Raw genomic sequence first — 24,248 nt, 5'->3', positions numbered from 1 at the left:
TTCTTAAAAACTGTTTACAACGACGATTTTGATCGAAAGCGGAAAAATTGGGTATTTATCTTAATGTTATCGGCGTACCGGAACTGGCAAGCCAGTCCCGGCGTGGTTTGGCAGGCTCAGCCTTCGTGCTGGGTATGTACCATATAGTTCACATCAACGTTGCGGCCAAGCTTGAAATGGTCGGTGATTGGGTTGTAATGCAGGCCAATCATATGCTTTTCGCGCAGTGGCGTGCCGTCAACCCAACCGATCAGCTCAGAAGGGCGGATGAACTTCTTATGGTCATGGGTGCCCTGTGGCACCATCTTCAGAATATATTCCGCACCGACCACCGCCATCAGCCAGGCTTTGGTATTACGGTTAATGGTGGAGAAAAACACGTGCCCACCCGGTTTGACCAGGTGAGCGCAGGCGCGTACCACCGAGGCCGGATCGGGAACGTGCTCCAGCATTTCCATGCAGGTCACTACGTCATAGCGTTGCGGGTTGGCCTGCGCATGGCTTTCTACCGTTTCCTGGATGTAAGTCACATTCACGCCGGTTTCCAGTGCGTGCAACCGGGCAACCTGCAGCGGTTCGGCACCCATGTCCAGCCCGGTGACCTGTGCGCCTTCGCGCGCCATGCTTTCCGCCAAAATGCCGCCGCCGCAGCCAACGTCGAGTACGGTCTTGTCAAAAATGCCGCCGGCACGCTGCAGGATGTAGTTCAGACGCAGCGGGTTGATACGGTGCAGCGGCTTGAATTCACCTTCCAAATCCCACCAGCGTGAGGCCACAGCCTCGAACTTGGCGATTTCATGATGGTCTACGTTTTGCGCTTGGCTGGATGATTCTGCATTCATGGGCGTTTTTGGCTCCTGGTTCTCGTTGCGCGGATTATACATGTTCCGGCGCGGCACCGTCTGCGTCGATGCATTTTTACCGCACATATATGCACAATTTAAGTTAAACAGCGGCGGTTATTTTCCCGTAAAGCGTGCTTTGTGATATAGTTTTACACCTTTGCCACTATGGCAGCGGGCAGATGAATCATTAGTAGAGGGATAGCAGCTCCATGAGCGACCTTGCCAGAGAAATCACACCGGTAAACATCGAAGACGAGTTGAAAAACTCGTATCTGGACTACGCGATGTCCGTAATTGTCGGACGTGCGCTGCCAGATGTTCGTGATGGACTGAAGCCGGTGCACCGTCGCGTTTTGTTCGCGATGAGTGTATTGGGTAACGACTGGAATAAACCATACAAGAAATCGGCCCGTGTCGTTGGGGACGTAATCGGTAAATATCACCCACACGGTGACAGCGCGGTTTACGACACCATCGTGCGTATGGCTCAACCGTTTTCACTGCGTTATATGCTGGTGGACGGTCAGGGTAATTTCGGTTCTGTCGATGGCGACTCCGCCGCGGCGATGCGTTATACCGAAGTGCGCATGTCCAAAATTGCTCACGAACTGCTGGCGGATCTGGAAAAAGAAACCGTCGACTTCGTACCTAACTACGATGGCACCGAGCAGATCCCAGCCGTCATGCCAACCAAGATCCCGAACCTGCTGGTAAACGGTTCGTCGGGTATCGCCGTGGGTATGGCCACCAACATTCCGCCGCATAACCTGTCAGAGGTTATCAACGGCTGCCTGGCCTATATCGATGATGAAAACATCAGCATCGAAGGCCTGATGGAACACATCCCGGGGCCGGACTTCCCGACTGCGGCGATCATCAACGGCCGTCGCGGCATTGAAGAGGCTTACCGCACCGGACGCGGCAAAATCTATTTACGCGCACGCGCTGAAGTAGAAGCCGATGCCAAAACCGGTCGCGAAACCATTATTGTTCACGAGATCCCGTATCAGGTGAACAAGGCGCGGTTGATCGAGAAGATCGCCGAGCTGGTCAAAGAAAAACGCGTGGAAGGCATCAGCGCGCTGCGTGACGAGTCCGACAAAGACGGTATGCGCATCGTGATTGAAATCAAACGCGACGCGGTCGGCGAAGTGGTACTGAACAACCTGTATTCGTTGACTCAACTGCAGGTTACTTTCGGCATCAACATGGTGGCATTGCATCAGGGCCAGCCGAAGCTGCTGAACCTGAAAGACATTCTGCAGGCGTTTGTTCGTCACCGTCGTGAAGTGGTGACTCGCCGTACCATCTTCGAACTGCGTAAAGCCCGCGATCGCGCCCATATCCTGGAAGCGCTGGCCATCGCATTGGCGAATATCGATCCGATTATCGAAATGATCCGCCGTGCGCCAACCCCTGCGGAAGCGAAAGCCGCGTTGGTGGCTCAAGCCTGGGATCTGGGTAATGTGGCTGCGATGCTGGAGCGCGCCGGTGACGACGCCGCTCGCCCTGAGTGGCTGGAGCCGGAGTTCGGTATCCGCGACGGTAAATACCATCTGACCGAGCAGCAGGCACAGGCAATTCTGGATCTGCGTCTGCAGAAACTGACCGGCCTGGAGCATGAAAAGCTGTTGGACGAATATAAAGAGCTGCTGACGGCGATTGCCGCGCTGATCTTTATTCTGGAAAACCCAGACCGTCTGATGGAAGTGATCCGCGAAGAGTTGGTGGCAATCAAAGAGCAGTACAACGATGGTCGCCGCACCGAGATCACCGCCAATACTTCAGATATCAATATCGAAGACCTGATCAACCAGGAAGACGTGGTTGTTACGCTGTCGCACCAGGGCTATGTGAAGTATCAGCCACTGACCGACTATGAAGCGCAACGCCGTGGTGGTAAAGGCAAGTCAGCGGCACGGATTAAAGAAGAAGACTTTATTGATCGTCTGTTGGTGGCCAACACCCACGATACGATCCTGTGCTTCTCCAGCCGTGGCCGCCTGTACTGGATGAAGGTGTACCAACTGCCTGAAGCCAGCCGTGGCGCGCGCGGCCGTCCAATCGTCAACTTGTTGCCGTTGGAAGCCAATGAGCGTATTACCGCCATTCTGCCGGTACGCGAGTATGAAGAAGGGCGTCACGTGTTTATGGCTACCGCCAGCGGCACCGTGAAGAAAACCGCACTGACCGATTTTAGCCGCCCACGTAGCGCCGGCATCATCGCCGTTAACCTCAATGAGGGTGACGAGCTGATTGGTGTTGACCTGACCGACGGCAGTAATGAAGTCATGCTGTTCTCTGCCAACGGTAAAGTTGTGCGCTTCCCGGAAACGCAGGTGCGTTCTATGGGTCGTACTGCCACCGGCGTACGCGGTATCAACCTGGGTGAAGGCGACAGCGTTATTTCCCTGATTGTGCCACGTGGTGAAGGCGATATTCTGACCGTCACCCAGAACGGCTACGGTAAACGTACTGCAGTCACCGAGTATCCGACCAAGTCACGCGCTACCCAGGGGGTTATCTCCATTAAGGTGAGCGAGCGTAATGGTCAGGTAGTGGGTGCGGTTCAGGTGGATACCACCGATCAGATCATGATGATTACCGATGCTGGCACGCTGGTGCGTACCCGCGTATCGGAAGTCAGCGTGGTGGGTCGTAATACCCAGGGTGTTACGCTGATCCGTACTGCGGAAGATGAGAACGTCGTCGGTCTGCAGCGTGTTGCCGAGCCGGTGGAAGACGAAGAGCTGGACAGCCTCGAACCAGGTGCGGAAGTTGAAGTTGCAGAAGAAGACTCTGCACCGCTGGACGAAGGCGATGATTCCGAAGCGCCAGACGACGCGGAAGAAGACAACGCCTAAGCCATAGGGGCTGGCACATGCCCCTATCGCACTGAGGTAATAAGGGCCTGGCAGCGATGCTAGGCCCTTTTTCAGTTCTATGGTTTAATTGCCGGACCCAAGCCAGAGATCCCGGCTCTGACATGAACGCGCTGGTCGCCACTGACATTCGTATGGTATCCGATTGAAATATTTAGCTTCTTTTCGCACCACGTTAAAGATATCCCGCTATTTGTTCCGGGTGCTGGCGATCATGTTGTGGTCGTTGGGGGCGTTGCTCACCACCTTCTATATCCTGAATATCCTGCACCAGAAAGAGTCTGAAATCCGGCAGGACTACAATCTGAATTTCGATCAGGCGCAGGGTTATATCCGTCATTCGGCCGATATCATGCGTGATATCAAATACATGGCGGAAAACCGCCTTAACGGCTCAGTCAGCAGCATGGACATGTTTAGCGGTATCTTTCCCGGCAAGAACAGTCCGCTGGAGTTTGTACCGCTGTATCCAGAGTCCAGTTGCTCACTGAATACCACCTACCGCAGCTCGCTCAATTCTTTGAGTGGGTTGATCCAGTATTGGAAAGAGAACTTCGTCGCGGCCTACGATCTCAATCGGGTGTTTTTCATCGACGGCGATAGTCTGTGCATGGCGGAGTTTGGCAGCAGTAGCAGCGGTGTAGCCAATCGGGCCGACGCGCTGAAAACTCTGCATGAACGCATCCTCAAATACCGTAATGCCAAGAATCAGGACAAAGACAATAATCTGTACTGGATCAGCCCAAGTCAGCAGCGTCCGGATGTCGGTTATCTGTATGTACTGACGCCAATCTATATTGGTAACAAGCTGGAGGCGTTGCTGGGTATTGAACAAACCATCCGTCTGGAGGACTTTGTCACCGCAGGCAGCTTGCCGACCGGCGTAACCCTGTTGGATGAGAATAACCAACCGATACTGAGGCTGGCAGATGATGAGCGAGATGTACACGCCCCCAACAGCTATCCGGACGAGCCGGCTTACTTTGGCTATGTTGATAATTACCGCGACCTGATCATGAAAAAAGCGCTGCCGCCGTCATCGCTCAGTATTGTTTATTCTGTGCCGGTGAAAACGGTGGTTGAACGCTTCAGGATGCTGATCCTCAATGCGGTGCTGCTGAATATGTTGTCCGCCATAGTGTTGTTCAGCCTGGCCTGGCTGTTTGAGCGCAAAATGTTCCTGCCGGCAGAGGATAACGCCTTCCGGCTGGAGGAGCATGAACAGTTCAACCGCAAAATTGTCGCCTCGGCACCGGTGGGTATTTGTATTCTGCGCATCAGCGACGGTACCAACATTCTGAGTAACGAGCTGGCGCACAACTACATTAACCTGTTGACCCATGAAGATCGTGACCGCATTACACGCATCATCTGCGAGCAGCAGGTGAACTTTGTCGATGTGATGACCAGTAATAACAATAACCTGCAAATCAGCTTTGTTCATTCCCGTTACCGTAACGAGGACGTGGCGATCTGTGTGTTGGTTGACGTCAGTGCCCGCGTAAAAATGGAAGAGTCGTTACAAGAGATGGCGGCGGCGGCGGAGCAGGCCAGCCAATCCAAATCGATGTTCCTGGCGACCGTCAGCCATGAGTTGCGTACGCCGCTGTATGGCATCATTGGTAACCTCGATTTATTGCAGACCAAGGCGTTACCGCAGGGCGTTGATCGACTGGTCAATGCGATGAACAACTCGTCCGGACTGTTGCTGAAGATCATCAGCGACATTCTGGACTTCTCTAAAATCGAATCCGAGCAACTGAAGATTGAACCGCGCGAGTTCTCCTGCCTGGAAGTCATCACCCACATTGCCGGCAACTATTTGCCGCTGGTGGTGAAGAAGCGGTTAGGGTTGTACTGCTTTATCGAACAGAATGTTCCGGAGCGCATTTCCGGCGATCCGGTACGGTTGCAGCAGGTACTGTCCAATTTGTTGAACAACGCGATTAAGTTCACCGATACCGGCTGCATCATTTTGCAGGTGTGTACGCGCGGCAGCTATCTGGAGTTCAGCGTTCGTGATACTGGGGTCGGCATCCCGGAGAAAGAAATTACCCGCCTGTTCGATCCGTTTTTCCAGGTAGGCAGCGGCGTGCAACGCCATTTCCAGGGCACCGGGTTGGGGTTGGCGATTTGTGAAAAGCTGATCAACATGATGGACGGCGATATTGCCGTTGAGTCCGAGCCGGGATTAGGCAGTCTGTTCACCATTCGCATTCCGTTGTTTAACGCTCAATTTCCGATCCCGCAGCCCAGTGATACCTGGCAAGGTAAAACTCTGTGGCTGGATATCCGCAACCAGCGGTTGGAAAGTTATCTGATGGAGATCCTTGGCGGCTATGGCGCTACGGTACTGCGTCATCAGGGGCAGGATACCGCAGCAGGGGATGTGATGCTAAGCGATCACCCGCTGATGGTTAATACACCGCTGCTGGCGCAGATCCAGTTCTCTATCGAACATATTGGCCCGTCACAGGAAACCCGGCCGGGCTATTGGATGCACAGTACCTCGACGCCGCGTGAAACCCTGGCGCTGCTCAACCGCTTGTTTGGTACCCGTGATGAAAGCGGTAATGCTCTGATGCAATTGCCGTTGCCGGCCAAGGCCAACAGGGTAGACAACGGGGACATTCATTTGCTGGTGGTGGATGACCATCCGATTAACCGCCGGTTGTTGTCCGACCAGCTTGGCTCACTGGGCTATCAGGTGGTGACGGCCAATGATGGGGTTGATGCGCTCGACGTATTGAATCGCAATACCGTCGATATCGTGCTGACCGACGTCAACATGCCTAATATGGATGGCTACCGTTTGACCCAGCGCCTGCGCCAGTTGCATTTTACCGCGCCGGTAATCGGCGTGACGGCGAATGCCCTGGCGGAAGAAAAACAGCGCTGTATTGAGGCCGGGATGGATAACTGCCTGTCGAAGCCGGTGACCCTGGAAACGTTGGAACAGACATTAGGCTATTACAGCCAACAGGTTCGTCGCATGCGTGCTGAGTCTGAAGACGTCTGAAAGCAAAAGGGCGCGGCATAATGCCGCGCCCTCTGTTAACTACCGGGGATTTTATTCTTTGTCCAGCGGTGCCATGCTGACAGAAGAGAGGTAGTTAAGCAGTGCAATATCGTTCTCAACACCCAACTTCATCATCGCCGATTTCTTCTGGCTACTGATGGTTTTGATGCTGCGGTTGAGCTTCTTGGCGATCTCTGTCACCAGGAAACCCTCGGCGAACAGGCGCAGTACTTCGCTCTCTTTTGGTGACAGACGCTTGTCACCGTAACCACTGGCGCTGATCCTCTCCAACAGTTTGGAGACGCTTTCCGGCGTGAACTTTTTGCCTTTCTGCAATGCGGCCAGCGCTTTCGGCAGGTCGGTCGGCGCACCCTGTTTCAACACTATGCCTTCGATATCCAGATCCAACACGGCGCTAAGAATGGCCGGATTGTTGTTCATGGTCAGAACGATGATCGACAACTGCGGATAATGGCGTTTGATGTATTTGATCAGCGTAATGCCGTCGCCATACTTATCACCTGGCATCGAAAGGTCGGTGATCAGGACGTTTGCATCCAGTTTGGACAGATTGTTGATCAGTGCTGTTGAGTCTTCAAACTCCCCAACGACATTCACCCATTCAATTTGCTCAAGTGACTTCCGGATGCCAAACAGTACGATAGGATGGTCATCAGCAATAATTACGTTCAGGTTATTCATGTTGTTGGCTACCTTGCTGCAGCAGTCTACTGACGAAAAAATCAATCTGACTGATGTTATTCTCGATCTTGAGCGCATCACCGTCTGCGATGTGCTGTTCTAACGATTCACACAGTTGCTTGCCGGGAAGCAGATTTAACATGGCAAACACGCCTTTCAGGCGGTGTGCTGTCTGTGACAGAGCATGGAAATCACTGCTGCCCGCCTCAGTATACAGTTTTTTGACATCGTCGGGTACTGTATCAATAAATAGGCCATAGTAATCACTTGATTTCAATTGTTTTTCATAGAGTTGGATGTCATCTGCGGTCAGTGATAATGCACTTTCCTGCTGTTCCAATGCGGCCATTTGCTGCTCAATCAGCATCAATACGGCGTCGATCATCGCACCACTCAGGTTATAGTTTACCCGAATATACCGTTTTTCAAGCTGTTGCCATCCAGCCTCATCGCTGGTCAGCAGCAGGGTGTAATCATCTGCTCTTTGCGGGTTATCGGTCAACAAGACGTCGTAGTCGCGATTAATCTGACGTTCGTCAGCAACGATGCAACTCGCGCCATAGGCATGCAGCAGGCGGGTGACAATGCTCCGTATTTCCTCAGAAGTAATGTCCAGCAAGGCGGTCACATCGTCGAGCAGTTTTTCCTGCGCTTCCGTCTCTTTTTTCTCCATCTCCATAGGGACGCGGATGGTGTAGCGGGTGCCGATATCTATCTTGCTGCGGATATCCAACTGGCCATTGAGTTTTTTGCACAGTTGATTACACAGGAAGAAGGTGAGGCCGGAGCCATGATCAAAGCGGTCCACCAGCGTTTGGCTGAGGAACGGGTAATTCAGGTTGCTGATTTCTTCGTTGGAAATGCCTGAACCGGTGTCATTGATATGGAATACCAGGCGATCGGGGTGATCGGTCTCATGATCGATCACCAGCGAAATCTTTCCGCAGGCGGTAGTGATAATGGCGTAATGCACCAGCAGCGAGATCACCTTGCGCAGTGCGTTGGCATCGCCGATATATTGCTGTTCAACGTCAAGATGAAAATGGTTGAACAACGACAGGCCTTTTTGATTGATGGACGGCAGGGCTTCCTGCAGTAATTCATCTATCAGGGCCGATGGGCTGAAGGGGTGACGCGAAGGCTGCCAATCCTGGGTTTCCAACCGGGTGAGCAGGGTGATATTTTCAATCAGCCCCAGCACCGTTGACGATTGAACCGCCAGTTGTTTTTGCAGCGCTTGCTGTTGTTCTTCGTCCGCTTGCGTGCGCAGACGATCGACCAGATCGTGCATTTGGCGAACTGGTTGGTTCAGCTCAATGCCCAGATTATGCAGCATCAGTTTGCGTGCCTGCACGTTCTTGTCGTACTCGCGCTGTGCCTGCTGCAAACGTTTATTTACCATCACTTCCTTGTCCTGATCGTTGAGCAGGAACAGGTAGGTTTCCGGCGACAGTTGGCTGCGGAAGATGCGGATCTCATACACTTCGTTGTTTACCGTCGCCTGAATCACGCCGTGATGCTGTTCGGCCATATGGGCTATTTTTTGCAGGCTGAGATGCGGCAGCAGATGCTGAGCGATCTTATTACTGGCGATGACCGTATTGCTGGCGAAGTTGTACACCAGCAGGCCTGAAGGCAGGCTGGCGATGATTTCCTGATTTAGCGCACGTTCGGCTTCCAGCTCAACCGCCATGTTCTCGCTTGGGCGGATATATTGGCGACGGATAAAGTAAATGCCCACCAATGACAGCGCCAACAGCAACAGATTGATGGCGATCAGCCAGATATTGTTCCGCAGCAGGTCAATCGCCAGGCTGATAGCAGAAACACGATAAACCACTTTCAGTGGCGCGTTAGGCAGAGGGGCGCTGAACTCCACCCAACTACCGCTCATCGAGATGCCAGTGCTGGTCGCGGTATCCAACGGCAGGGTACCGTCGTCCATGCTGCTATCGTCAGGCAGCAGCATAAAGTTGGACCGCGCCATATTAATGGGGATGATGTCGTTAATCGGCAGATCGAAGGCGATCACCGTGGCCAAATGCCCCGGTTGGTTAAAGGTGGTGCGGATTGAAAACGAATAGGTGTTCTGGAAGCGCTGTTTGCGTAAGGCAGAGAAACTTTCACGCTCGTCGAGCATATTGGCCTGTTGCAGCATTTCCGCCCGGCGATCCTCTGCCGAGGTCGTCAGATAGCTTTCCTTGAAACGGGAGGCCAGCTCTTTTAGCGGCTGGGTGGTGATTAGGCTCAGGCTGTTATCCTGACCGTTGAGGTAATACATGGCGTAATTTTCAGTCTTGGCCCCCCAGCGGGTATCCAGATAGTCTGAAATATTGGCGATCATCGCCAGGGTGCCTTCTTCATGACTGCCAAAAATAACCGCGTCGGTTTTTTTATGCGGTTTCTCCAGGTAATAAACGTCCGGGCGCAACCGGGTTTCCTGCAGGCTGGGATCGACATTCAATGAAGGCGCGTTGCCGAATTTGTCATAAATCTGATAGGTGACGTAACGGTAGTTGTCGATGCGCTTTTGCAGGCCGTTGGCGATGCCGTTCAGGGCGTATTTTTTTTCCGCCAGCCAGGCGTTGGTATAGTTGTAGCCGTACAGGCCGATGGCAATCGTCAGCAGCACGGAAAATAGCAGGAAGCAGCGGGTAATATTGCTTGAGCTGATGGTCAGTTGTTTATTTTGCATAGTTGACTGCGCATTCCTGAATCAACGGGTTATCGCCCGGGCGCTGGCGGTGACTGCCAGAAGTAATACTGCAACGCAGGCAAAAGCCGCCGTCAGGCTGGAGAACTGGGCGATAAAGCCAATTAGCGCCGGTCCGGCGAGAATGCCGGCGTAGCCTACGGTAGTCACTGAAGCGATGGCCAGGTTAGCCGGCATATCATGCTGATTGCCAGCGGCACTGAACAGGATCGGTACCACGTTGGAAGCGCCGAGACCCACCAGCATAAAACCAATCAGTGAAACCATGGCGTTGTTGAAGATAATGGCCAGGCTCAGGCCAATGGCCGCGCACAGGCTGCCCAGCAGCAACACCTTATATCTGCCCAGCGTATTCACCACCCGATCGCCGTTCAGTCGACCCAGGGTCATGGTGATGGAGAACAGCGCGTAGCCTAATCCGGCCTGGCTGTGGTCGACGCCTCGCAGAGTGGTGAGAAACAGGGCACTCCAGTCGAGCATCGAACCTTCTGCCAGGAACATGATGAAGCACAGGATGCCAATGAACATCACCCAACCGCGTGGCAGCACAAACATCGGCCCACCTTCTTCACCGCCGCTTTCACGCAGCAAGTTGCGACTGGCCAGCATCAATAGTGCGGCAATGGTCAGTACGGCGACCCATGTTGCCAGCAAAGGTGACAGCCCCAGCCACAGCATCACACTAACGCCACCGGCACCGGCAATGCCGCCAACGCTGAAGAAACCGTGAAAGCCGGACATCATTGCCTTGCCGCTGGCGCGCTCGACCACTACCGCCTGTATGTTCATCGACACATCGATCATGCCGATTGCCGCGCCAAACAGCAGTAGCGCCAGTGCCATACCGGTGGTGCTGTCCATCAGGACCAGCAGGGGTAAATCAATACACAGTGCCAGCCCGGCAAGCAGGATCACCGGGCGACAGCCCAACCTGCCGGTCAGGAAGCCGGTAAGCGGCATCGCCAACATCGAACCTGCGCCAATGCACAGCAACAGCAGACCCAAGGAGCCGTCGTCAATACCAATACGCGCTTTGGCGAAGGGGACCAGGGGAGCCCAGGCGGCCATGCTGAAGCCGGCGACAAAAAAGGCCAAACGCGTGGCGACCTGTGCCGGGACGCCGGGTTTCTGCTGTTCATTACACAAGGTGGATGTCATGTGGGCATCAGGATCTATTGTGGAAATGCGGACTGAAAGTTATGGAGTGTTTTTATCACAATCTGCGATCCGGGTCGAAAGGATTTGCGCTCGCCCGCGGTTCTGGTCACAAGGTAATGACTTGAGTAAGGGATTATGGATATTTGCCCAGACTATCAAAATAGAGGGGGCGACCAATATTGTGGCATAGAACAGAATGCCGGCCCAAGTCGCAGGCACTTTAGCAATAAAACCATTTTCTAATTAAAACGATTAATCCGTAGCCTGATATAGGTTAGTAAATTAGCAATTAGTGCGAAAGTTAATTGTGGGGATAATATCTTTGCGTGATTATTTTTTGGCAAAAAGTGCGCATTATGGTGAATTGTGGGAAGGGTTTCAGGCAATAAAAAACCGGCCATAAGCCGGTCGAAGTGTACAAAAATTATCTTACAGATAATGAAGGTAATAATGAAAATAATGATGATAGCGGGATTATTATAACGTCAGCGTTATGAGAATATTTTGGCACAATGTGCTTATTGAGTATGACTTTTGTATGGCTGTCTTTTTTTTCTTAAAGATTTGTATAACTGCATGATTTTATATCTATAAATGTATTTTTTGTCATTGTGTGCCTTATTTTGGCTGTCTGTAATGTTTTGTGGAAGTTCGCGCAAATTTACATTTTGAAACCTTTATTAATCATGGTGAAACACTATCGGATACTTGGTATCATTTTCTTTCTGGATTAATATAACCCTTGTTACCAGAATGGTAATGCACAGTCGTGCTAATAATGCTCAAAAGGGCAGTGGCCATAGCTCGACATAATTAACGAGGATAATAACGATGAAACTTCGAGTACTCGCTTTGATGGTACCCGCACTGCTGGTTGCAGGCACAGCAGGCGCGGCGGAAATCTACAACAAAGACGGTAATAAACTGGATTTGTTCGGTAAAATCGATGGTCTTCACTATTTCTCCGATGATAAAGGTTCCGATGGTGACATGTCTTATATGCGTTTTGGCCTGCGCGGCGAAACGCAAATCAGTGACCAACTGACCGGCTACGGTGAGTGGGAATATCAGGCAAACCTCAACCACGCAGAAAGTGATGACAACAAAAACTTCACCCGTGTTGGCTTTGCAGGTCTGAAATTCGGCGATTACGGTTCATTGGATTACGGCCGTAACTACGGCGTGCTGTACGACATCGGCGCATGGACTGACGTACTGCCAGAGTTCGGTGGCGATACCTACGGTGCGGACAACTTCATGTTCCAGCGTACCAACGGTGTACTGACTTACCGTAACTCAGACTTCTTTGGTCTGGTTGACGGCCTTAACTTTGCTCTGCAATACCAAGGCAAAAACGACAGCGCTACCGAATCCAACAACGGTCGTGACGTGTTGGCGCAGAACGGTGACGGTTACGGCATGTCCGCGTCTTACGATCTGGGCTATGGCATCAGCGCTGCTGCGGCTTACTTCTCTTCCGACCGTACCAACGATCAGAACGGCAATAACAACGCCGGCATTCTGGGCCGTGGTGACAAGGCAGAGGCCTACAGCGGCGGTCTGAAATATGACGCCAACAACGTCTACCTGGCAGCGATGTATACTCAGTCTTACAACGCAACCCGCTTCGGCAGCAGCAACAGCAGCACTTACGGTTACGCCAACAAAGCGCAAAACATGGAAATCGTCGCGCAGTACCAGTTCGACTTCGGTCTGCGTCCTTCCGTGGCTTACCTGCAGTCCAAAGGCAAAGACATCGAACGCGGTTACGGCGATCAGGATCTGATGAAGTATGTTGATGTGGGCGCAACCTACTACTTCAACAAAAACATGTCTACCTACGTTGACTACAAAATCAACCTGCTGGACGAAAACGACTTCACCAAGTCTGCCGGTATCAACACCGACAACGTGGTTGCCGTGGGCCTGGTTTACCAGTTCTAAGCAACAGAGTGTGAACGCGATCGCGCGGCCTTCGGGCCGCGTTTTTTTTTGCCTGCGGTTTGGCACAAATTGGCATTTTCGCGGCACGGATTGCCATTCTGGTGTACTGAGCTTTACCTAAACTTGCGCCGTAGAGAGAAATCAGGAGGTTAATATGGAACTCAAGATAGATCGGGTGATTGAAACGGTACTGTACGTCAAGGATATCGAGCGGGCTGCGGCTTTTTATCAGCAGGTATTAAAGCTGCCGGTGATGGTGGCCAACGAGCGTTTTCGCGCCTATGACGTGGGCCAGCAAAGCGTATTACTGCTGTTTATTGAAGGCGACTCGGTCAAAGGGGCACAGTATCCGGAAGGTTATATCCCTCCGCACGACGGCAGCGGTCCGCTGCATATTGGGCTGGCAGTTGCCAAAGAACAACTGCCTCATTGGGAACAACAGCTGGTGGCACATGGCATAGAGATAGAAGGGCGCATGAGCTGGGATCACGGTGGCGAGAGTATTTATTTCCGCGATCCCGACCATCATTTGCTCGAGCTGGTGACGCCGGGGATCTGGGCTAATTACTGATGTTTCCAGGCGGCAGCCAAAGTTTTTAGCATTTCACTCAGCAGCAGCAGCGTATTCTGGGCTTGCTGTTCAATTTGTACCTTGACGATGGCTCCGTCGATCAGCATCGACAGCATCTCCGCCCGCTGTACACGTTCAGGGCTCGCAGGCAGGTGGCTGGCAATAACTTCGGCCATCTGCTCCTTATGCCGGCACGCGATTATTAGGCTCTCGGGCAACATATCCGCCAGCTCCACCACCGTATTGATAAAAGCACAGCCGCGAAAATGCGGACTGCTGAACCACTCCTCAAGGCAGGGCACCAAAGCGAGCATAGCATCCCCTGACTGTGCGACATGCTGCTCCAGAGAACGGCTGAACCAGCTCAGCCACCGATCGTGGCGGTAGGCCAGAAACGCTTCTATCAGTTCATTTTTACTGGGGAAATGACGATAAAACGTGACCTTGGCTACGCCTGATTCGCTGATGATGCGATCGATGCCGGTCGCGCGTATGCCATCGCGGTAAAATAAATCGTGGGCTGTCAGCAGGATGCGCTGCCGTGGCGGCAGAGTGTTGGCGGCAACAGTCATCAAAACATCTCCTGAAATATCGTCTGGAATGATTGTAGACAACTCTGTCTACATGCGCTAGCTTAATTATGTAGACAAATCTGTCTACTTGATTATAACCCAGCAGAGGTGATCTATGAGTATTAAACCCCCACTCCCACCATTTACCCGTGAGTCGGCGATTGAGAAAGTCCGTCTGGCGGAAGATGCCTGGAACAGCCGCGATCCAGAACGAGTCTCGCAGGTCTATTCCGTGGATACCCACTGGCGTAATCGGGCTGAGTTTGTTGATGGTCGTGAGGCCGTATGCGCATTCTTGCAGCGTAAATGGGCTAAAGAACTGGAGTACCGGCTGATTAAAGAGTCATGGGCGTTTGATGGGGCGCGTATCGCGGTGCGTTTTGCCTATGAATGGCGTGATGACTCGGGCAACTGGTACCGTAGTTTTGGCAACGAGAATTGGGAGTTTAACCCGGACGGTCTGATGATTAACCGGCACGCCTGCATCAACGACATGCCGATCCGTGAACAGGACCGGAAATTCCACTGGCCGCTTGGCCGCCGCCCGGATGATATTGCGGCGCTGAGTGAATTCGGCTTCTAATGGTCGTTACTGATAATAGGGCCGCAGTTGTGCATGAAGCGTGGAGATCAACCGTTTTTTCCACTCTACTTCTCCCTGTCGATAGTGCGAAAACAGATGGCCAATCGCCAGATTGTCCAGGATGGGCAGGGTGTATAACCCCTGTTTATCTGGTTGTGCGCTGAACCAGGGGAGCGGAACGACAGCCATCAGAGGAGCTGCCCGTAACGCTGACGGCAGCTGGGCATAATCAGCGCAGCTGAGCTGGATCCTGCGCTGTAACCCCTGACGCTCCAACTGGCGATCAAGCTCATTTTCCGCCTGTGGCCAGGGGTGACAGTAATAGTGCGCATACTCTGCCAGTTCGCGGAAGGTCAACCCATTCTTGTGCTGCAACGCCTGGTGCAGTGGCAGCCCGAATACCGCAACCAGGCGAGTACTGCCAATGAGTTCATAGCGCAGTGCGCTGGTGCGCTGTTGATGGTCGCCGACCGCGATCACCATATCAATACTTCCTTCCAGCAGTTCATTACGCCAGGAGCGGCGCTCAAAGTTCAGGCATCGGATATCTGCATTGGCAAGAGTGCTTTTTTGTGCCAGCAATGGCACCAGGATGGGATGTAGTGCCGGCGGTGCGACCAGCGTGAAATAGCGCGGTGCATTTTGCACGTGGCCAAACAATTCACTGTCCAGCGAAGAGAACAACGGCGTCAGTTTTTCTTTAAGCGACAAGGCAAACAGAGTAGGTACCTGGCGATGCCCTTCACGGCGAAATAAAGGCTCATCCAGTACTTCACGCAGGCGAGCCAACGCATGGCTGACTGCCGAGGTGCTGATACCCAGCCTGTCAGCCGTTTTCTGACTGGAACCGGTACTGGTCAACAGGTAGAGCACTTTCAGCAGATTCATGTCCATTTGCAAAATATTCATTTATGACCTTTTTAATTGAATACCTTTCAATATTACGCTGAGTATACTTCAGCCCCCGTTTACCTCCATAGAATTGGATTATGAAGAAAAATATTGGTTATCTGGCGGCTATGACGCTTGGACTGTGTTTCAACGCTCAGGCACAGCTTAACCCGGCACAACCGTTATCCAGCGCGCCGCCGTATTCATTGTTTGAACAGTGGGCGCAGCCGGTCGCACCATTCCAAATGTTCCCGCATGTTTATTACGTTGGTACCCGTAACCTTTCATCTGTGCTGCTGAGTACGCCGGAAGGCTTGATTCTGATCGATGCCGCGTTGGATGCCAGCGCTCCGACAATAAGAGCACACATTGAAGCATTGGGTTTCAACATCAAGGATCTGCGCTATATCCTCAACAGTCATGCACGTCTTGATCAGGCGGGGGGGATTGCACGCATCAAAGCCTGGAGTGGGGCAAAGGTTGTCGCCAGTGCTGCCAATGCAAAGCAACTGGCATTGGGGGGTAAGCAGGATTTCGCTCTGGGAGATGCATTGAGCTTCCCGCCAGTGAAGGCCGACATTATTGTTGGAGAGGGGGACAGCATTACTCTGGGCGGGCTAAAGTTAACGGCCCTGATGACGCCGGGCCATTTGCCGGGAGCCACTTCATGGCTGACGACGCTGCATCAGGGGGGGCAAAGCTACCGGCTGGTGTACGCAGACAGTCTGGCAACGCCGGATTACTACCTGATTGATAACAAGAACTACCCAAATCTGGTCGAGGATATGCGCGGCAGCTTCCTCCGCCTGGCGCAGCAGCGGGCGGATATTTTTATCGCCAACAAGGGAACACGCTTTGGGCTGGAAAATAAAATGGCACGGCTACAAGCAGGCGATCTGGATGCTTTTGTTGATCGTCAGGGATTACAGCGCTATGTGGCACAATCACAACAAATATTTGAGGATCAGTTAATAAAACAAGGTAATTAAAATCATCCCGGTTATTTACTTTAGGCGTAATTAATCCTGCCAAAATAAATAAGGCATAAAAATTAGAGCTGCTTAACAAAGAAGTAAAGTAAGGGTGGGGCTCGAGTTTGATAAGGTGGAAATAGGGGGAAGGAAATAACTTTATAAATGACAGAAATAAGTGTAGGAGCACGTTGAAGATCGTGTGTTACTGCAACTGCCGGTAACTCGACTAACGGCGGGGTATGGTTAAACAGGCCACAGTAACCGCAAAAATCAAAACAGGCGCCTGCCGCCATATCTGCCATGTTATGGCCTGCAGGCGTGGTATTTTCTGCCACAGGGTGCATTGTCACCATAGGTCCGGCGTGCTCCTCGCCCATTGGCATGTTCGCCATCATCTCTTTGTTATTAATATTATTTATTTCGAGCCGTGTAGAGATGGGCGGTGCGATGAAAATCATCAGCATAGCGAACAGGCCCAGCCAGGCGAGTGTACGCATATGTTGAATTGACAGTTTCACCAGCGGGCGTCTTCCAAAGTCAGGGAGTAAAGGAATGATAATGTCGGCGATTGTACCGCTATTGTAACATTAATGAGAATTAAGCTAAACAGAGAAGAAATCTGTTTGTTAAATGAATATAAATCGGGTAAATTCCGCAGATATTCCTTTTGACCACGGATGACATATTATGTCAGAACGCATTTCTGTGCTGCCTGCCGCTGCGCAGAATATTAATCAGCAGGTCACTACCCGCAGCTGGTTTATTCCGTTGATGATGCGGATTCATTTTTATATTGGACTGTTTGTCGGGCCGTTTTTACTTGTTGCAGCATTGAGCGGCATATTTTATGCCCTGACACCGCAAATTGAATCTCGCCTGTATGCTCAGCAGTTGTATAACGGCAGCACCGGGCCGGCACTGCCATTAAAGCAGCAAATCATTGCCGCTCAGGCGGTTGCCCCGTTAAAAGCCAGACTTTCGGCGGTGCGGCCGTCCGCAGCCGAAGGCGAAAATACCCGGGTGTTATTTAACGTTTCCGGGCTGCAGGATTCAGAACGTGTCGCGGTGTTTGTCGATCCGGTAACGGCGCAAACGCACGGTGCCATGGTGGTTTATGGTACCAGCGGTGTATTGCCGTTGCGAACCTGGCTGGATCAATTCCACCGCAGCCTGTTGTTGGGGGACATCGGGCGCAACTACAGTGAACTGGCTGCGTCCTGGCTGTGGGTTGCGGCGCTTGGCGGGTTAATCCTCTGGGGGGCTCGCAAGCGCAAGCAGGTGACAGGAGTTCGTGGCAGTTTGCGTTGGCTGCATGAGAAGAGCGGCGTGCTGTTGTTCATTGGTCTGCTGTTTTTTTCCGCCACCGGGCTGACCTGGTCACAGTGGGCCGGTGAGAATATCAGCGTGTTGCGCCAGCAGTTGGGCTGGGCGACCCCTTCGCTGTCGACGGCATTGGGTAAACAGGACGCACTGCCCGTGGGCGACCCCTTCGCTGTCGACGGCATTGGGTAAACAGGACGCACTGCCCGTGGGCGAACATGCGGAACATCAAGGGCATAGGATGCCGATGGCCATGGCGGAACCTCCTCAGGATGCCGCGATATATGACAAGGTACTGGCTGAAACACGACAGGCCGGTATCGATGCCGCGAAGGTTGAAATCAAGCAGCCAGCGACGGCGGGGCAGGCCTGGGCAGTGATGGAAATTGATCGCCGTTGGCCGACACAGGTTGACGCCGTGGCCATCAACCCTGCGACCATGGCGATCGTCAGTCGCGTTAGCTTCGAACACTACCCGCTGGCGGCAAAATTGACCCGTTGGGGCATTGATCTGCATATGGGGGTGCTGTTTGGCCTGGCCAATGAACTGGTGCTGGTGGTCTTTGCCGCCGGCCTGGTATCGATGGTCGTCATGGGATACCTGATGTGGTGGCGTGGCCGCACAACGCGAGGGGGGCGCAAACCGCTGCGGTCACCCTGTATGTTGCTGCGTAAAACACCCAAAGGGCCACTGCTACTGATTGTCAGCCTCACATTGCTGCTGGGGTTCTGTTTGCCGATGATGGGCGTCAGTTTGTTGGCATTTTTACTGTGCGATTGGTTTTGGTGTCTGGTGGTAAGGCGACGTGAAGCGCATCTATCGACAAAGTGAAATTTGTAGAAAAGCCTTCGCTCTTCTAGACTTAGAGTACAACAAACGTACTCCAAGAGGACAAACCATGACGAACAAGTTGGTTTTAGCTATTTGCACCGCAGCGACTTTCACCCTTCTTGCTGGTTGTACGGCTTATGACCGGGCCGCCAGTTACGTAGATGAGCCTGTGGTCAGTGACGTAAAAGTGGGGATGACCAAACAGCAGGTACGGGCAATTGCCGGACCACCGTCAACTACAGCTACTCTGGTTCATGCGCAGGGTACCTGCGACACCTACGCGGTGGCGCCACGTGACGGGAAAGTACAAACCTATTTTGTCAGCTACAACGACACGGGTCATGTAATGAACAAAGGTTATCAGACCTGTTCAGACTACGACTCTCAGCCTAAATAACGGCTGTTACGCAAACAATTCAGCCCCGCTTTGGCGGGGTTTTTCATTTTTTAACCGCTAGTGGCATGAAGTTTAACCAAACGCACTTTTTCCTGCTTTTTTTTGCATGAAACGATAGACATTTCATAACGGTAGCGCTAATATCTGCGCCCATTGGAAGGATGGCCGAGTGGTTTAAGGCAACGGTCTTGAAAACCGTCGAGTGTAACAGCTCCCAGAGTTCGAATCTCTGTCCTTCCGCCAAATTTAGCCGGCTTAGCTCAGTAGGTAGAGCAACTGACTTGTAATCAGTAGGTCACCAGTTCGACTCCGGTAGCCGGCACCATATAGAGTTGTACAGACGCTTAATCCCGTCTACGAACCCCAGCAATCTTAACGATCGCTGGGGTTTTTCGTTTTCCGCCCGCGCCGACCGGGCCTTGTAAGGGCATTGTCAGGCGCAAGATGTTAATCTGCATAAATTGCAACCGGAGGTAGTTATGGGCAGCGGCTTCGAAGATTCAAAAGCTTTGTATATCGGCATATGTACGGTGATAGGTGATGCGGTTTTGGTGTTAATTAATGAAGAACGCAGCACGGAAAAGGCCGATATCATTGATGTGTTGAAAACGGCAATCACCAGAGAAGGCAGGGATGTCAGTCTGGATGAGGCACGTATACTGGCCGTCGAATGGCTGGAGCGATAAGCGCTTGAGGTTGATTGCTGTAGCTTGATGGGCAGGGCTGAATTTGCGTCATTAAAAAACCCGGCGAGAAATGCCGGGTTGATAAAGGATACAGACTTATATTCCCAAGCTAGTCCATAACGGCAGGGCTGGATTTTTTTGCCTCGCCGCGATTGATCAGATGTTTACCCAACTGAATCCCGGGTTTTTCGATAAATTTATACAGCAACGCTGCGATCCCGTAAGTGATAGGGAGAATGATGGCAGATGCAGCGATAAATCGCATTACAGCGGACAGCTCTGCAAATTGGGTATTTGACAGCAGAAATGCGATGACGGGAAGTACGATTAACAGATGGAGTAAATACACGGAGTAAGAAACATCACCCATCAGAACACTGATCTTGTTCGTTAGTATCCAACGTGGAAAACGCAACATCTTGATCCAGAGACCTCCTTCAACCTGTGGCCAGAGGATCACCACCATCATTACAATCATACCAATCTCAGCAAGGAAACGGATTTTGTTGAAACTGTCTTGCATGTAAATGCTGATGAAAGCCGAAGTTAAAGCAAAAGCCGCGTATCTGAGGGTCTTGCTGCGTATGGCTTCAGAAATAAACATGCCGGCGATGAACAAATGCAGTTTTATCAGGATCATTGAGGGCATGGGGAATGACGAGAAGTATTTTGGCAACAGTTGTTTGGCAATGACACACAGTAGAAGCACTGCGAAGCAGGCGCGGGCAAAACCCAGCCTCATCACGGCTAGCATAATGAAGGGAAACAGAAAATAAAACTGCATTTCCAGGCCGATGCTCCAGTCAGGCAACACGGTATTAAATGAGAAGCTTGGCAGGAAACCAAACATAAAGGTTAGGTGAGTAAAGACGTTTAATAATGAAGAATCACTGTAACGCGAACTGTTGGTTTGAGTTTCACTGTAGAAGTGACCAATGACGCTGCGTGCCTCACCGAAGTAGCTGCCAAATCCAATGGCCAAGATCAGGAGGACATAATAAAGCGGTGCAATTCGGAAGAAGCGGCGTAGCCAAAACTTCTTAAAGGTTGCGCCGTCAGTCCAGGGCTCCTTCTCTTTTCGCTCTACATAGTTTTTTGCCATCAGGTAGCCAGAAAGCAAAATGAACAAATCAACGCCGATTGCCGGGTCGGAAAGGATCGGAAAATGAAAACTGGTTAAAATACAGATATGACCTAAAACAACCCAAAGAGAAGCCAGACCACGTAGCCCCTCCAACTCCTGCGACCACTTTTTAACAGGTTGCATTGATAAGCCCCTCAGAACAGTGTTTCATTAACATTTATCCCTATGCAGGTGAATTTTTTGTTAGTTTTTCAGTATAGCAGGCCAATTTAGAATGGTTACTAGGGTAAAATCTGAATGTGGGATTGATTATGGTACTGGTTTGAGGTGCTTTTAGGGGCGGACGTGTTTAATTCGTTTACATGCCTAAAACCTGTAAAAAGTAGGTCTTTATAATTTTATCGATATGAGGTTATCTTGCAAACCTTTAGCAAAGATAATCATGCCCATGTCTGCCGACATTTTCACGAAAACTGCCAGTTTGTTGCAAGACAGTGAGTGCTGAATGAGATATAACCAGATAGCGAAAAGATAAGGAGTGTTGGATGAAAAGGGTATTGTTTCTTTTGGTTATTTTAACCCTATCTGGATGTACAGGCTCTTTGGGGTCAATCTTGGGTGTTATTCCGCAAAGTTCCGACATTTGCCCCCAGGGGAAAAACTCAATCACGGGTGAATGTCGAGTTTAAGGCATAAAAAAACCAACCGCAAAGGGTTGGTTTCTCTAAGGATTTTTGGTCGGCATGAGAGGATTTGAACCTCCGACCCCCGACACCCCATGACGGTGCGCTACCAAGCTGCGCTACATGCCGATGCTATAGCAAATTATACTACCCGTTCTCAATCTCAAATCAAGAGCTCCCCTAACTGACTGGTTGTATTTTAAGCAGTTAGTTGGCGATAAAGCGTTTCACATCGGTCAATACCTGCAACAGCAGGGCCAGCTGTGGCTTCTCGTCTTTGATCTCTTTGTCGTTCTTATCGTACGCACGGTAGTTACCGCCGCTATCCAACACCAGGGTTTGCGTAGGAGTGGTGATCACTAACAGGCTGTTGTCGCCGGTAGCGACCCAGTTATTCCTGCGCTGGGCGGTAAACAGGTCTTCACCTTGTGAATAATCATTAGGGTTGGTTTTCACGTGCAATAAACGCTGCATCAGCGTACGCATCACGTCGTTATGACCGGTCAGTTTATTGATGGTCTGCGCCGGAGTACCCGGCCAGTGGATAACCAGCGGTACCTGCAGCTGTTGCTGGTTAAAGCTGGTACCCGCTCCCCAGTAGCCTTTGCCGGTATCATTAAATTCAACGCCGTGTTCTGCGGTTATCACCACTACGGTTTTATCCAGAACACCACGTTCTTTCAGCGTGCTGAGCACCTGAGCAATTTGCGCATCCACATCCTGCGCACCAGCGCGGTAGCGCTGAATAAAATCGCTCGGGGCTGGTGTTTTCTCATTGGCCGCAGGTTCAGCGCCACGGAAATTGATATAGGAGAACCACGGGGCGTTACTGTTTTGGTCAGCCAACCAGCGTTGCCATTGTTGCGTGGTCGCCGCATCATTTTGCTGTTTTGCTGCCGGCAGTGTGAAGTCGGTCAACAGCGCCTGGCGATACAGGCTGGCGTTAAAGCCGTCAGACGAGAACAAACCAAACTGATAACCCTGGGCGCTGAGCGCACTGACCAGAGCAGAAGGTTTGCGCGCGGCGAGAACGCTGTCCAGATAAGTAGGTGAAATGCCATAGAACAGGCCAAACAGGCCGGTATCCGCATGATTACCGGAGCTGTAGTGATCGCTGAAGCGAACATTTTCCTGCGCGAAACGGGTCAGGGCAGGCATATCCTGTTTCATATCCTGCTCGCGAACGCCGTCCACCACGATCATCAGCAGGTTATAGCCGCTGCCTTTGTCGCTGTAGCTAAGATCGTTCAACGGGTATTCCACCGCAACGGCTTCCGGGTTACCTTGCTGCACCAGACGGCGTTCATATTCCTGAGAATCGAGCAGGCCGTGTTTCTCAAGGAATTTACGTGCGGTCATCGGGTACGACAACGGCAGGTTGGCCCGCTGCATGGTGATCGGGCGGTAGAAGTTGGCGTCGGCCCAGATATAAATCAGGTGCGAGGCGAAAAAGGCACTGATAAACAGGGCGGCCAGCGGCTTACCGAACCGTTGACGGTTCAGACTGCGCAGCTTTTGCCAGCTCCAGGTACCAAACAGCATTTCCACCAGGAAGATAACCGGCACGCAGATGAACATCAACTGCCAGTCGCGCGCCAGCTCGCTTTGATCCGGGTTGATCACCAGTTCCCACACCACCGGGTTAAGGTGAAGGTGGAAATGCGTGAACACTTCACTGTCTACCAGCAATAGCGTTAGCCCGGCGGTGGCCAGGGCGGCGGAAATAAATCGCAACAGCCGCTGTGACATCACCACAAAGGTGAGCGGGAAAATCACCAACAGATAGCCGGCGAAAACGATAAAGCTGAAATGCCCCAACAGGCTGACCAGCGCATAAACCCGGCCCAACAGGGAAGAGGGCCAGTCGGTGACAAACAGGTAGCGGCTACCCAGCCCGAGGGCAAGCAGGATATTGAATAAGGCGAACCAGTGCCCCCAGCTAATCATCTGGGAGACTTTTTCACGATAACGCTGACGGTTTGTCACCATAATTAATTATTAATGCGCTTTATCTTCACGAATAGAAGCTTGCAGAGCTTCTGCAAACGATTTTGCCAATGTTTTCCGCTGCGCGGGAGCCACACTGGTATTGATCAGATTAGTTACCATGTTGCCCAGCACCATCAGAGAAAGATCGGTGGGAGTATGGTGTTTTTCCAGAACATTAACCAGCTCGGAGAGCAGCTGTTCAACGTGTTCGTCACTGTAACGGGATGATTGTGGCATAAAAATTGCGCTCAAAGCCTGACAAAGTCCCATATCTTACCGTATAGGACAGTGATTTTCCGCTCTTTTATCGATTCCCTTTGTCTTTCAAACCGCAGCGTAGCGGGTTGTACGTGCAGCTCCCGGCACCTTGCCTGAAATCCATCGGTTCTTCCAACTATTTACA

At 51.8% G+C, this 24,248-nt stretch carries 20 protein-coding genes and 3 tRNA genes; 12 read left to right on the top strand and 11 right to left on the bottom strand.

The features are described from left to right. Positions 1 to 116: 116 nt before the first annotated feature. A complete protein-coding gene (ubiG, locus tag E5C26_RS16670; protein ID WP_135317314.1) occupies positions 117 to 842 on the bottom strand; it encodes a bifunctional 2-polyprenyl-6-hydroxyphenol methylase/3-demethylubiquinol 3-O-methyltransferase UbiG in 726 nt (241 codons plus the stop codon). Between the two features lie 212 nt (positions 843 to 1,054). On the opposite strand from ubiG, the gene gyrA reads away from it, so the two are divergent. Beyond that, positions 1,055 to 3,709 (top strand): DNA topoisomerase (ATP-hydrolyzing) subunit A, encoded by a 2,655-nt coding sequence (gene gyrA, locus E5C26_RS16665; protein WP_135317313.1) that lies wholly within the window; start codon positions 1,055 to 1,057, stop codon positions 3,707 to 3,709. 163 nt (positions 3,710 to 3,872) lie between these two features. After that, the gene (gene rcsC, locus E5C26_RS16660) at positions 3,873 to 6,746 is read left to right on the top strand and encodes a two-component system sensor histidine kinase RcsC (protein ID WP_135317312.1); all 2,874 of its coding nucleotides are present in this window, start codon (positions 3,873 to 3,875) and stop codon (positions 6,744 to 6,746) included. Between the two features lie 51 nt (positions 6,747 to 6,797). Here the strand turns inward: rcsC and rcsB are convergent, their stop codons facing one another. The 3 genes from rcsB to E5C26_RS16645 are packed head-to-tail and all read right to left on the bottom strand — an operon-like array spanning position 6,798 to position 11,319. Then, positions 6,798 to 7,448 (bottom strand): response regulator transcription factor RcsB, encoded by a 651-nt coding sequence (gene rcsB, locus E5C26_RS16655; protein ID WP_004947156.1) that lies wholly within the window; start codon positions 7,446 to 7,448, stop codon positions 6,798 to 6,800. Next, complete coding sequence (gene rcsD, locus E5C26_RS16650) at positions 7,441 to 10,143, bottom strand: phosphotransferase RcsD (protein ID WP_135317311.1); 2,703 nt, start codon at positions 10,141 to 10,143, stop codon at positions 7,441 to 7,443. The genes rcsB and rcsD overlap by 8 nt, the downstream gene beginning before the upstream one ends. Before the next feature lie 21 nt (positions 10,144 to 10,164). Then, positions 10,165 to 11,319 (bottom strand): MFS transporter, encoded by a 1,155-nt coding sequence (locus E5C26_RS16645; protein ID WP_135317310.1) that lies wholly within the window; start codon positions 11,317 to 11,319, stop codon positions 10,165 to 10,167. An 831-nt stretch (positions 11,320 to 12,150) separates the two neighbouring features. On the opposite strand from E5C26_RS16645, the gene E5C26_RS16640 reads away from it, so the two are divergent. Together E5C26_RS16640 and E5C26_RS16635 are read left to right on the top strand one after the other, a co-directional pair. After that, positions 12,151 to 13,263 (top strand): porin OmpC, encoded by a 1,113-nt coding sequence (locus tag E5C26_RS16640; protein ID WP_135317309.1) that lies wholly within the window; start codon positions 12,151 to 12,153, stop codon positions 13,261 to 13,263. Between the two features lie 154 nt (positions 13,264 to 13,417). Continuing rightward, positions 13,418 to 13,834 carry a VOC family protein gene (locus E5C26_RS16635; RefSeq protein WP_135317308.1) on the top strand — a complete coding sequence of 139 codons (417 nt, stop codon included), beginning with the start codon at positions 13,418 to 13,420 and terminating at the stop codon, positions 13,832 to 13,834. Here the strand turns inward: E5C26_RS16635 and E5C26_RS16630 are convergent. Beyond that, complete coding sequence (locus E5C26_RS16630; protein ID WP_135317706.1) at positions 13,828 to 14,406, bottom strand: TetR/AcrR family transcriptional regulator; 579 nt, start codon at positions 14,404 to 14,406, stop codon at positions 13,828 to 13,830. The two genes, E5C26_RS16635 and E5C26_RS16630, sit on opposite strands and share 7 nt — an antisense overlap. Positions 14,407 to 14,521: 115 nt before the next feature. Here E5C26_RS16630 and E5C26_RS16625 point away from each other — a divergent pair, with 115 nt between their 5' ends. Continuing rightward, positions 14,522 to 14,989, top strand: coding sequence for a nuclear transport factor 2 family protein (locus tag E5C26_RS16625; protein WP_135317307.1), 468 nt, complete (start codon positions 14,522 to 14,524; stop codon positions 14,987 to 14,989). Positions 14,990 to 14,995: 6 nt separating this feature from the next. Here the strand turns inward: E5C26_RS16625 and E5C26_RS16620 are convergent, their stop codons facing one another. Then, positions 14,996 to 15,898, bottom strand: coding sequence for a LysR family transcriptional regulator (locus E5C26_RS16620; RefSeq protein WP_135317306.1), 903 nt, complete (start codon positions 15,896 to 15,898; stop codon positions 14,996 to 14,998). Between the two features lie 80 nt (positions 15,899 to 15,978). Here E5C26_RS16620 and blaSPR point away from each other — a divergent pair, with 80 nt between their 5' ends. After that, complete coding sequence (blaSPR, locus tag E5C26_RS16615; RefSeq protein ID WP_135317305.1) at positions 15,979 to 16,869, top strand: SPR family subclass B3 metallo-beta-lactamase; 891 nt, start codon at positions 15,979 to 15,981, stop codon at positions 16,867 to 16,869. A 62-nt stretch (positions 16,870 to 16,931) separates the two neighbouring features. On the opposite strand, the gene E5C26_RS16610 is transcribed toward blaSPR, so the two are convergent. Continuing rightward, the gene (locus E5C26_RS16610; protein WP_240776053.1) at positions 16,932 to 17,372 is read right to left on the bottom strand and encodes a DUF2946 domain-containing protein; all 441 of its coding nucleotides are present in this window, start codon (positions 17,370 to 17,372) and stop codon (positions 16,932 to 16,934) included. Between the two features lie 169 nt (positions 17,373 to 17,541). Here E5C26_RS16610 and E5C26_RS24995 point away from each other — a divergent pair, with 169 nt between their 5' ends. The 6 genes from E5C26_RS24995 (at position 17,542) to E5C26_RS16585 (ending at position 20,089) form a co-directional block, all read left to right on the top strand. Beyond that, positions 17,542 to 18,366, top strand: coding sequence for a PepSY-associated TM helix domain-containing protein (locus tag E5C26_RS24995; protein WP_409513909.1), 825 nt, complete (start codon positions 17,542 to 17,544; stop codon positions 18,364 to 18,366). A gap of 61 nt (positions 18,367 to 18,427) precedes the next feature. Then, entirely contained in the window at positions 18,428 to 19,006 is a 579-nt protein-coding gene (locus E5C26_RS24990; RefSeq protein WP_409513908.1) for a PepSY domain-containing protein, read from the top strand. Positions 19,007 to 19,073: 67 nt separating this feature from the next. After that, on the top strand, positions 19,074 to 19,403 hold the full coding sequence (osmE, locus tag E5C26_RS16600; protein WP_135317304.1) for an osmotically-inducible lipoprotein OsmE: 330 nt from the start codon (positions 19,074 to 19,076) through the stop codon (positions 19,401 to 19,403). Between the two features lie 155 nt (positions 19,404 to 19,558). Then, positions 19,559 to 19,646: transfer RNA gene (locus E5C26_RS16595), tRNA-Ser, on the top strand. 6 nt (positions 19,647 to 19,652) lie between these two features. Beyond that, positions 19,653 to 19,728, top strand: a tRNA-Thr gene (locus tag E5C26_RS16590). A gap of 154 nt (positions 19,729 to 19,882) precedes the next feature. Then, entirely contained in the window at positions 19,883 to 20,089 is a 207-nt protein-coding gene (locus tag E5C26_RS16585) for a DUF2767 family protein (RefSeq protein ID WP_135317303.1), read from the top strand. Positions 20,090 to 20,198: 109 nt separating this feature from the next. Here E5C26_RS16585 and E5C26_RS16580 read toward each other — a convergent pair whose 3' ends face one another. The 4 genes from E5C26_RS16580 to E5C26_RS16565 all read right to left on the bottom strand — a co-directional run bounded on the left by E5C26_RS16580 (position 20,199) and on the right by E5C26_RS16565 (position 24,082). Then, positions 20,199 to 21,356, bottom strand: coding sequence for an acyltransferase family protein (locus tag E5C26_RS16580; RefSeq protein ID WP_135317302.1), 1,158 nt, complete (start codon positions 21,354 to 21,356; stop codon positions 20,199 to 20,201). A gap of 552 nt (positions 21,357 to 21,908) precedes the next feature. Next, positions 21,909 to 21,985 (bottom strand) — tRNA-Pro (locus E5C26_RS16575). 78 nt (positions 21,986 to 22,063) lie between these two features. Beyond that, on the bottom strand, positions 22,064 to 23,845 hold the full coding sequence (yejM, locus tag E5C26_RS16570) for an LPS biosynthesis-modulating metalloenzyme YejM (protein WP_135317301.1): 1,782 nt from the start codon (positions 23,843 to 23,845) through the stop codon (positions 22,064 to 22,066). Between the two features lie 9 nt (positions 23,846 to 23,854). Continuing rightward, positions 23,855 to 24,082 carry a YejL family protein gene (locus E5C26_RS16565; RefSeq protein WP_017893455.1) on the bottom strand — a complete coding sequence of 76 codons (228 nt, stop codon included), beginning with the start codon at positions 24,080 to 24,082 and terminating at the stop codon, positions 23,855 to 23,857. Between the last annotated feature and the right edge of the window lie 166 nt (positions 24,083 to 24,248).

The organism is Serratia proteamaculans (genome assembly GCF_004684015.1).
Classification (GTDB): domain Bacteria; phylum Pseudomonadota; class Gammaproteobacteria; order Enterobacterales; family Enterobacteriaceae; genus Serratia; species Serratia proteamaculans_F.
This window is presented reverse-complemented; position numbering and strand designations above follow the sequence as displayed.

Excerpts from the sequence above, each read along its gene's own strand:
- ubiG (WP_135317314.1), bottom strand. The coding sequence starts at position 842 with ATGAATGCAGAATCATCCAGCCAAGCGCAAAACGTAGACCATCATGAA.
- gyrA (WP_135317313.1), top strand. The coding sequence starts at position 1,055 with ATGAGCGACCTTGCCAGAGAAATCACACCGGTAAACATCGAAGACGAG.
- rcsB (WP_004947156.1), bottom strand. The coding sequence starts at position 7,448 with ATGAATAACCTGAACGTAATTATTGCTGATGACCATCCTATCGTACTG.
- rcsD (WP_135317311.1), bottom strand. The coding sequence starts at position 10,143 with ATGCAAAATAAACAACTGACCATCAGCTCAAGCAATATTACCCGCTGC.
- E5C26_RS16645 (WP_135317310.1), bottom strand. The coding sequence starts at position 11,319 with ATGACATCCACCTTGTGTAATGAACAGCAGAAACCCGGCGTCCCGGCA.
- E5C26_RS16640 (WP_135317309.1), top strand. The coding sequence starts at position 12,151 with ATGAAACTTCGAGTACTCGCTTTGATGGTACCCGCACTGCTGGTTGCA.
- E5C26_RS16635 (WP_135317308.1), top strand. The coding sequence starts at position 13,418 with ATGGAACTCAAGATAGATCGGGTGATTGAAACGGTACTGTACGTCAAG.
- E5C26_RS16630 (WP_135317706.1), bottom strand. The coding sequence starts at position 14,406 with ATGACTGTTGCCGCCAACACTCTGCCGCCACGGCAGCGCATCCTGCTG.
- E5C26_RS16625 (WP_135317307.1), top strand. The coding sequence starts at position 14,522 with ATGAGTATTAAACCCCCACTCCCACCATTTACCCGTGAGTCGGCGATT.
- E5C26_RS16620 (WP_135317306.1), bottom strand. The coding sequence starts at position 15,898 with ATGAATATTTTGCAAATGGACATGAATCTGCTGAAAGTGCTCTACCTG.
- blaSPR (WP_135317305.1), top strand. The coding sequence starts at position 15,979 with ATGAAGAAAAATATTGGTTATCTGGCGGCTATGACGCTTGGACTGTGT.
- E5C26_RS24995 (WP_409513909.1), top strand. The coding sequence starts at position 17,542 with ATGTCAGAACGCATTTCTGTGCTGCCTGCCGCTGCGCAGAATATTAAT.
- E5C26_RS24990 (WP_409513908.1), top strand. The coding sequence starts at position 18,428 with ATGGCGGAACCTCCTCAGGATGCCGCGATATATGACAAGGTACTGGCT.
- osmE (WP_135317304.1), top strand. The coding sequence starts at position 19,074 with ATGACGAACAAGTTGGTTTTAGCTATTTGCACCGCAGCGACTTTCACC.
- E5C26_RS16585 (WP_135317303.1), top strand. The coding sequence starts at position 19,883 with ATGGGCAGCGGCTTCGAAGATTCAAAAGCTTTGTATATCGGCATATGT.
- E5C26_RS16580 (WP_135317302.1), bottom strand. The coding sequence starts at position 21,356 with ATGCAACCTGTTAAAAAGTGGTCGCAGGAGTTGGAGGGGCTACGTGGT.
- yejM (WP_135317301.1), bottom strand. The coding sequence starts at position 23,845 with ATGGTGACAAACCGTCAGCGTTATCGTGAAAAAGTCTCCCAGATGATT.
- E5C26_RS16565 (WP_017893455.1), bottom strand. The coding sequence starts at position 24,082 with ATGCCACAATCATCCCGTTACAGTGACGAACACGTTGAACAGCTGCTC.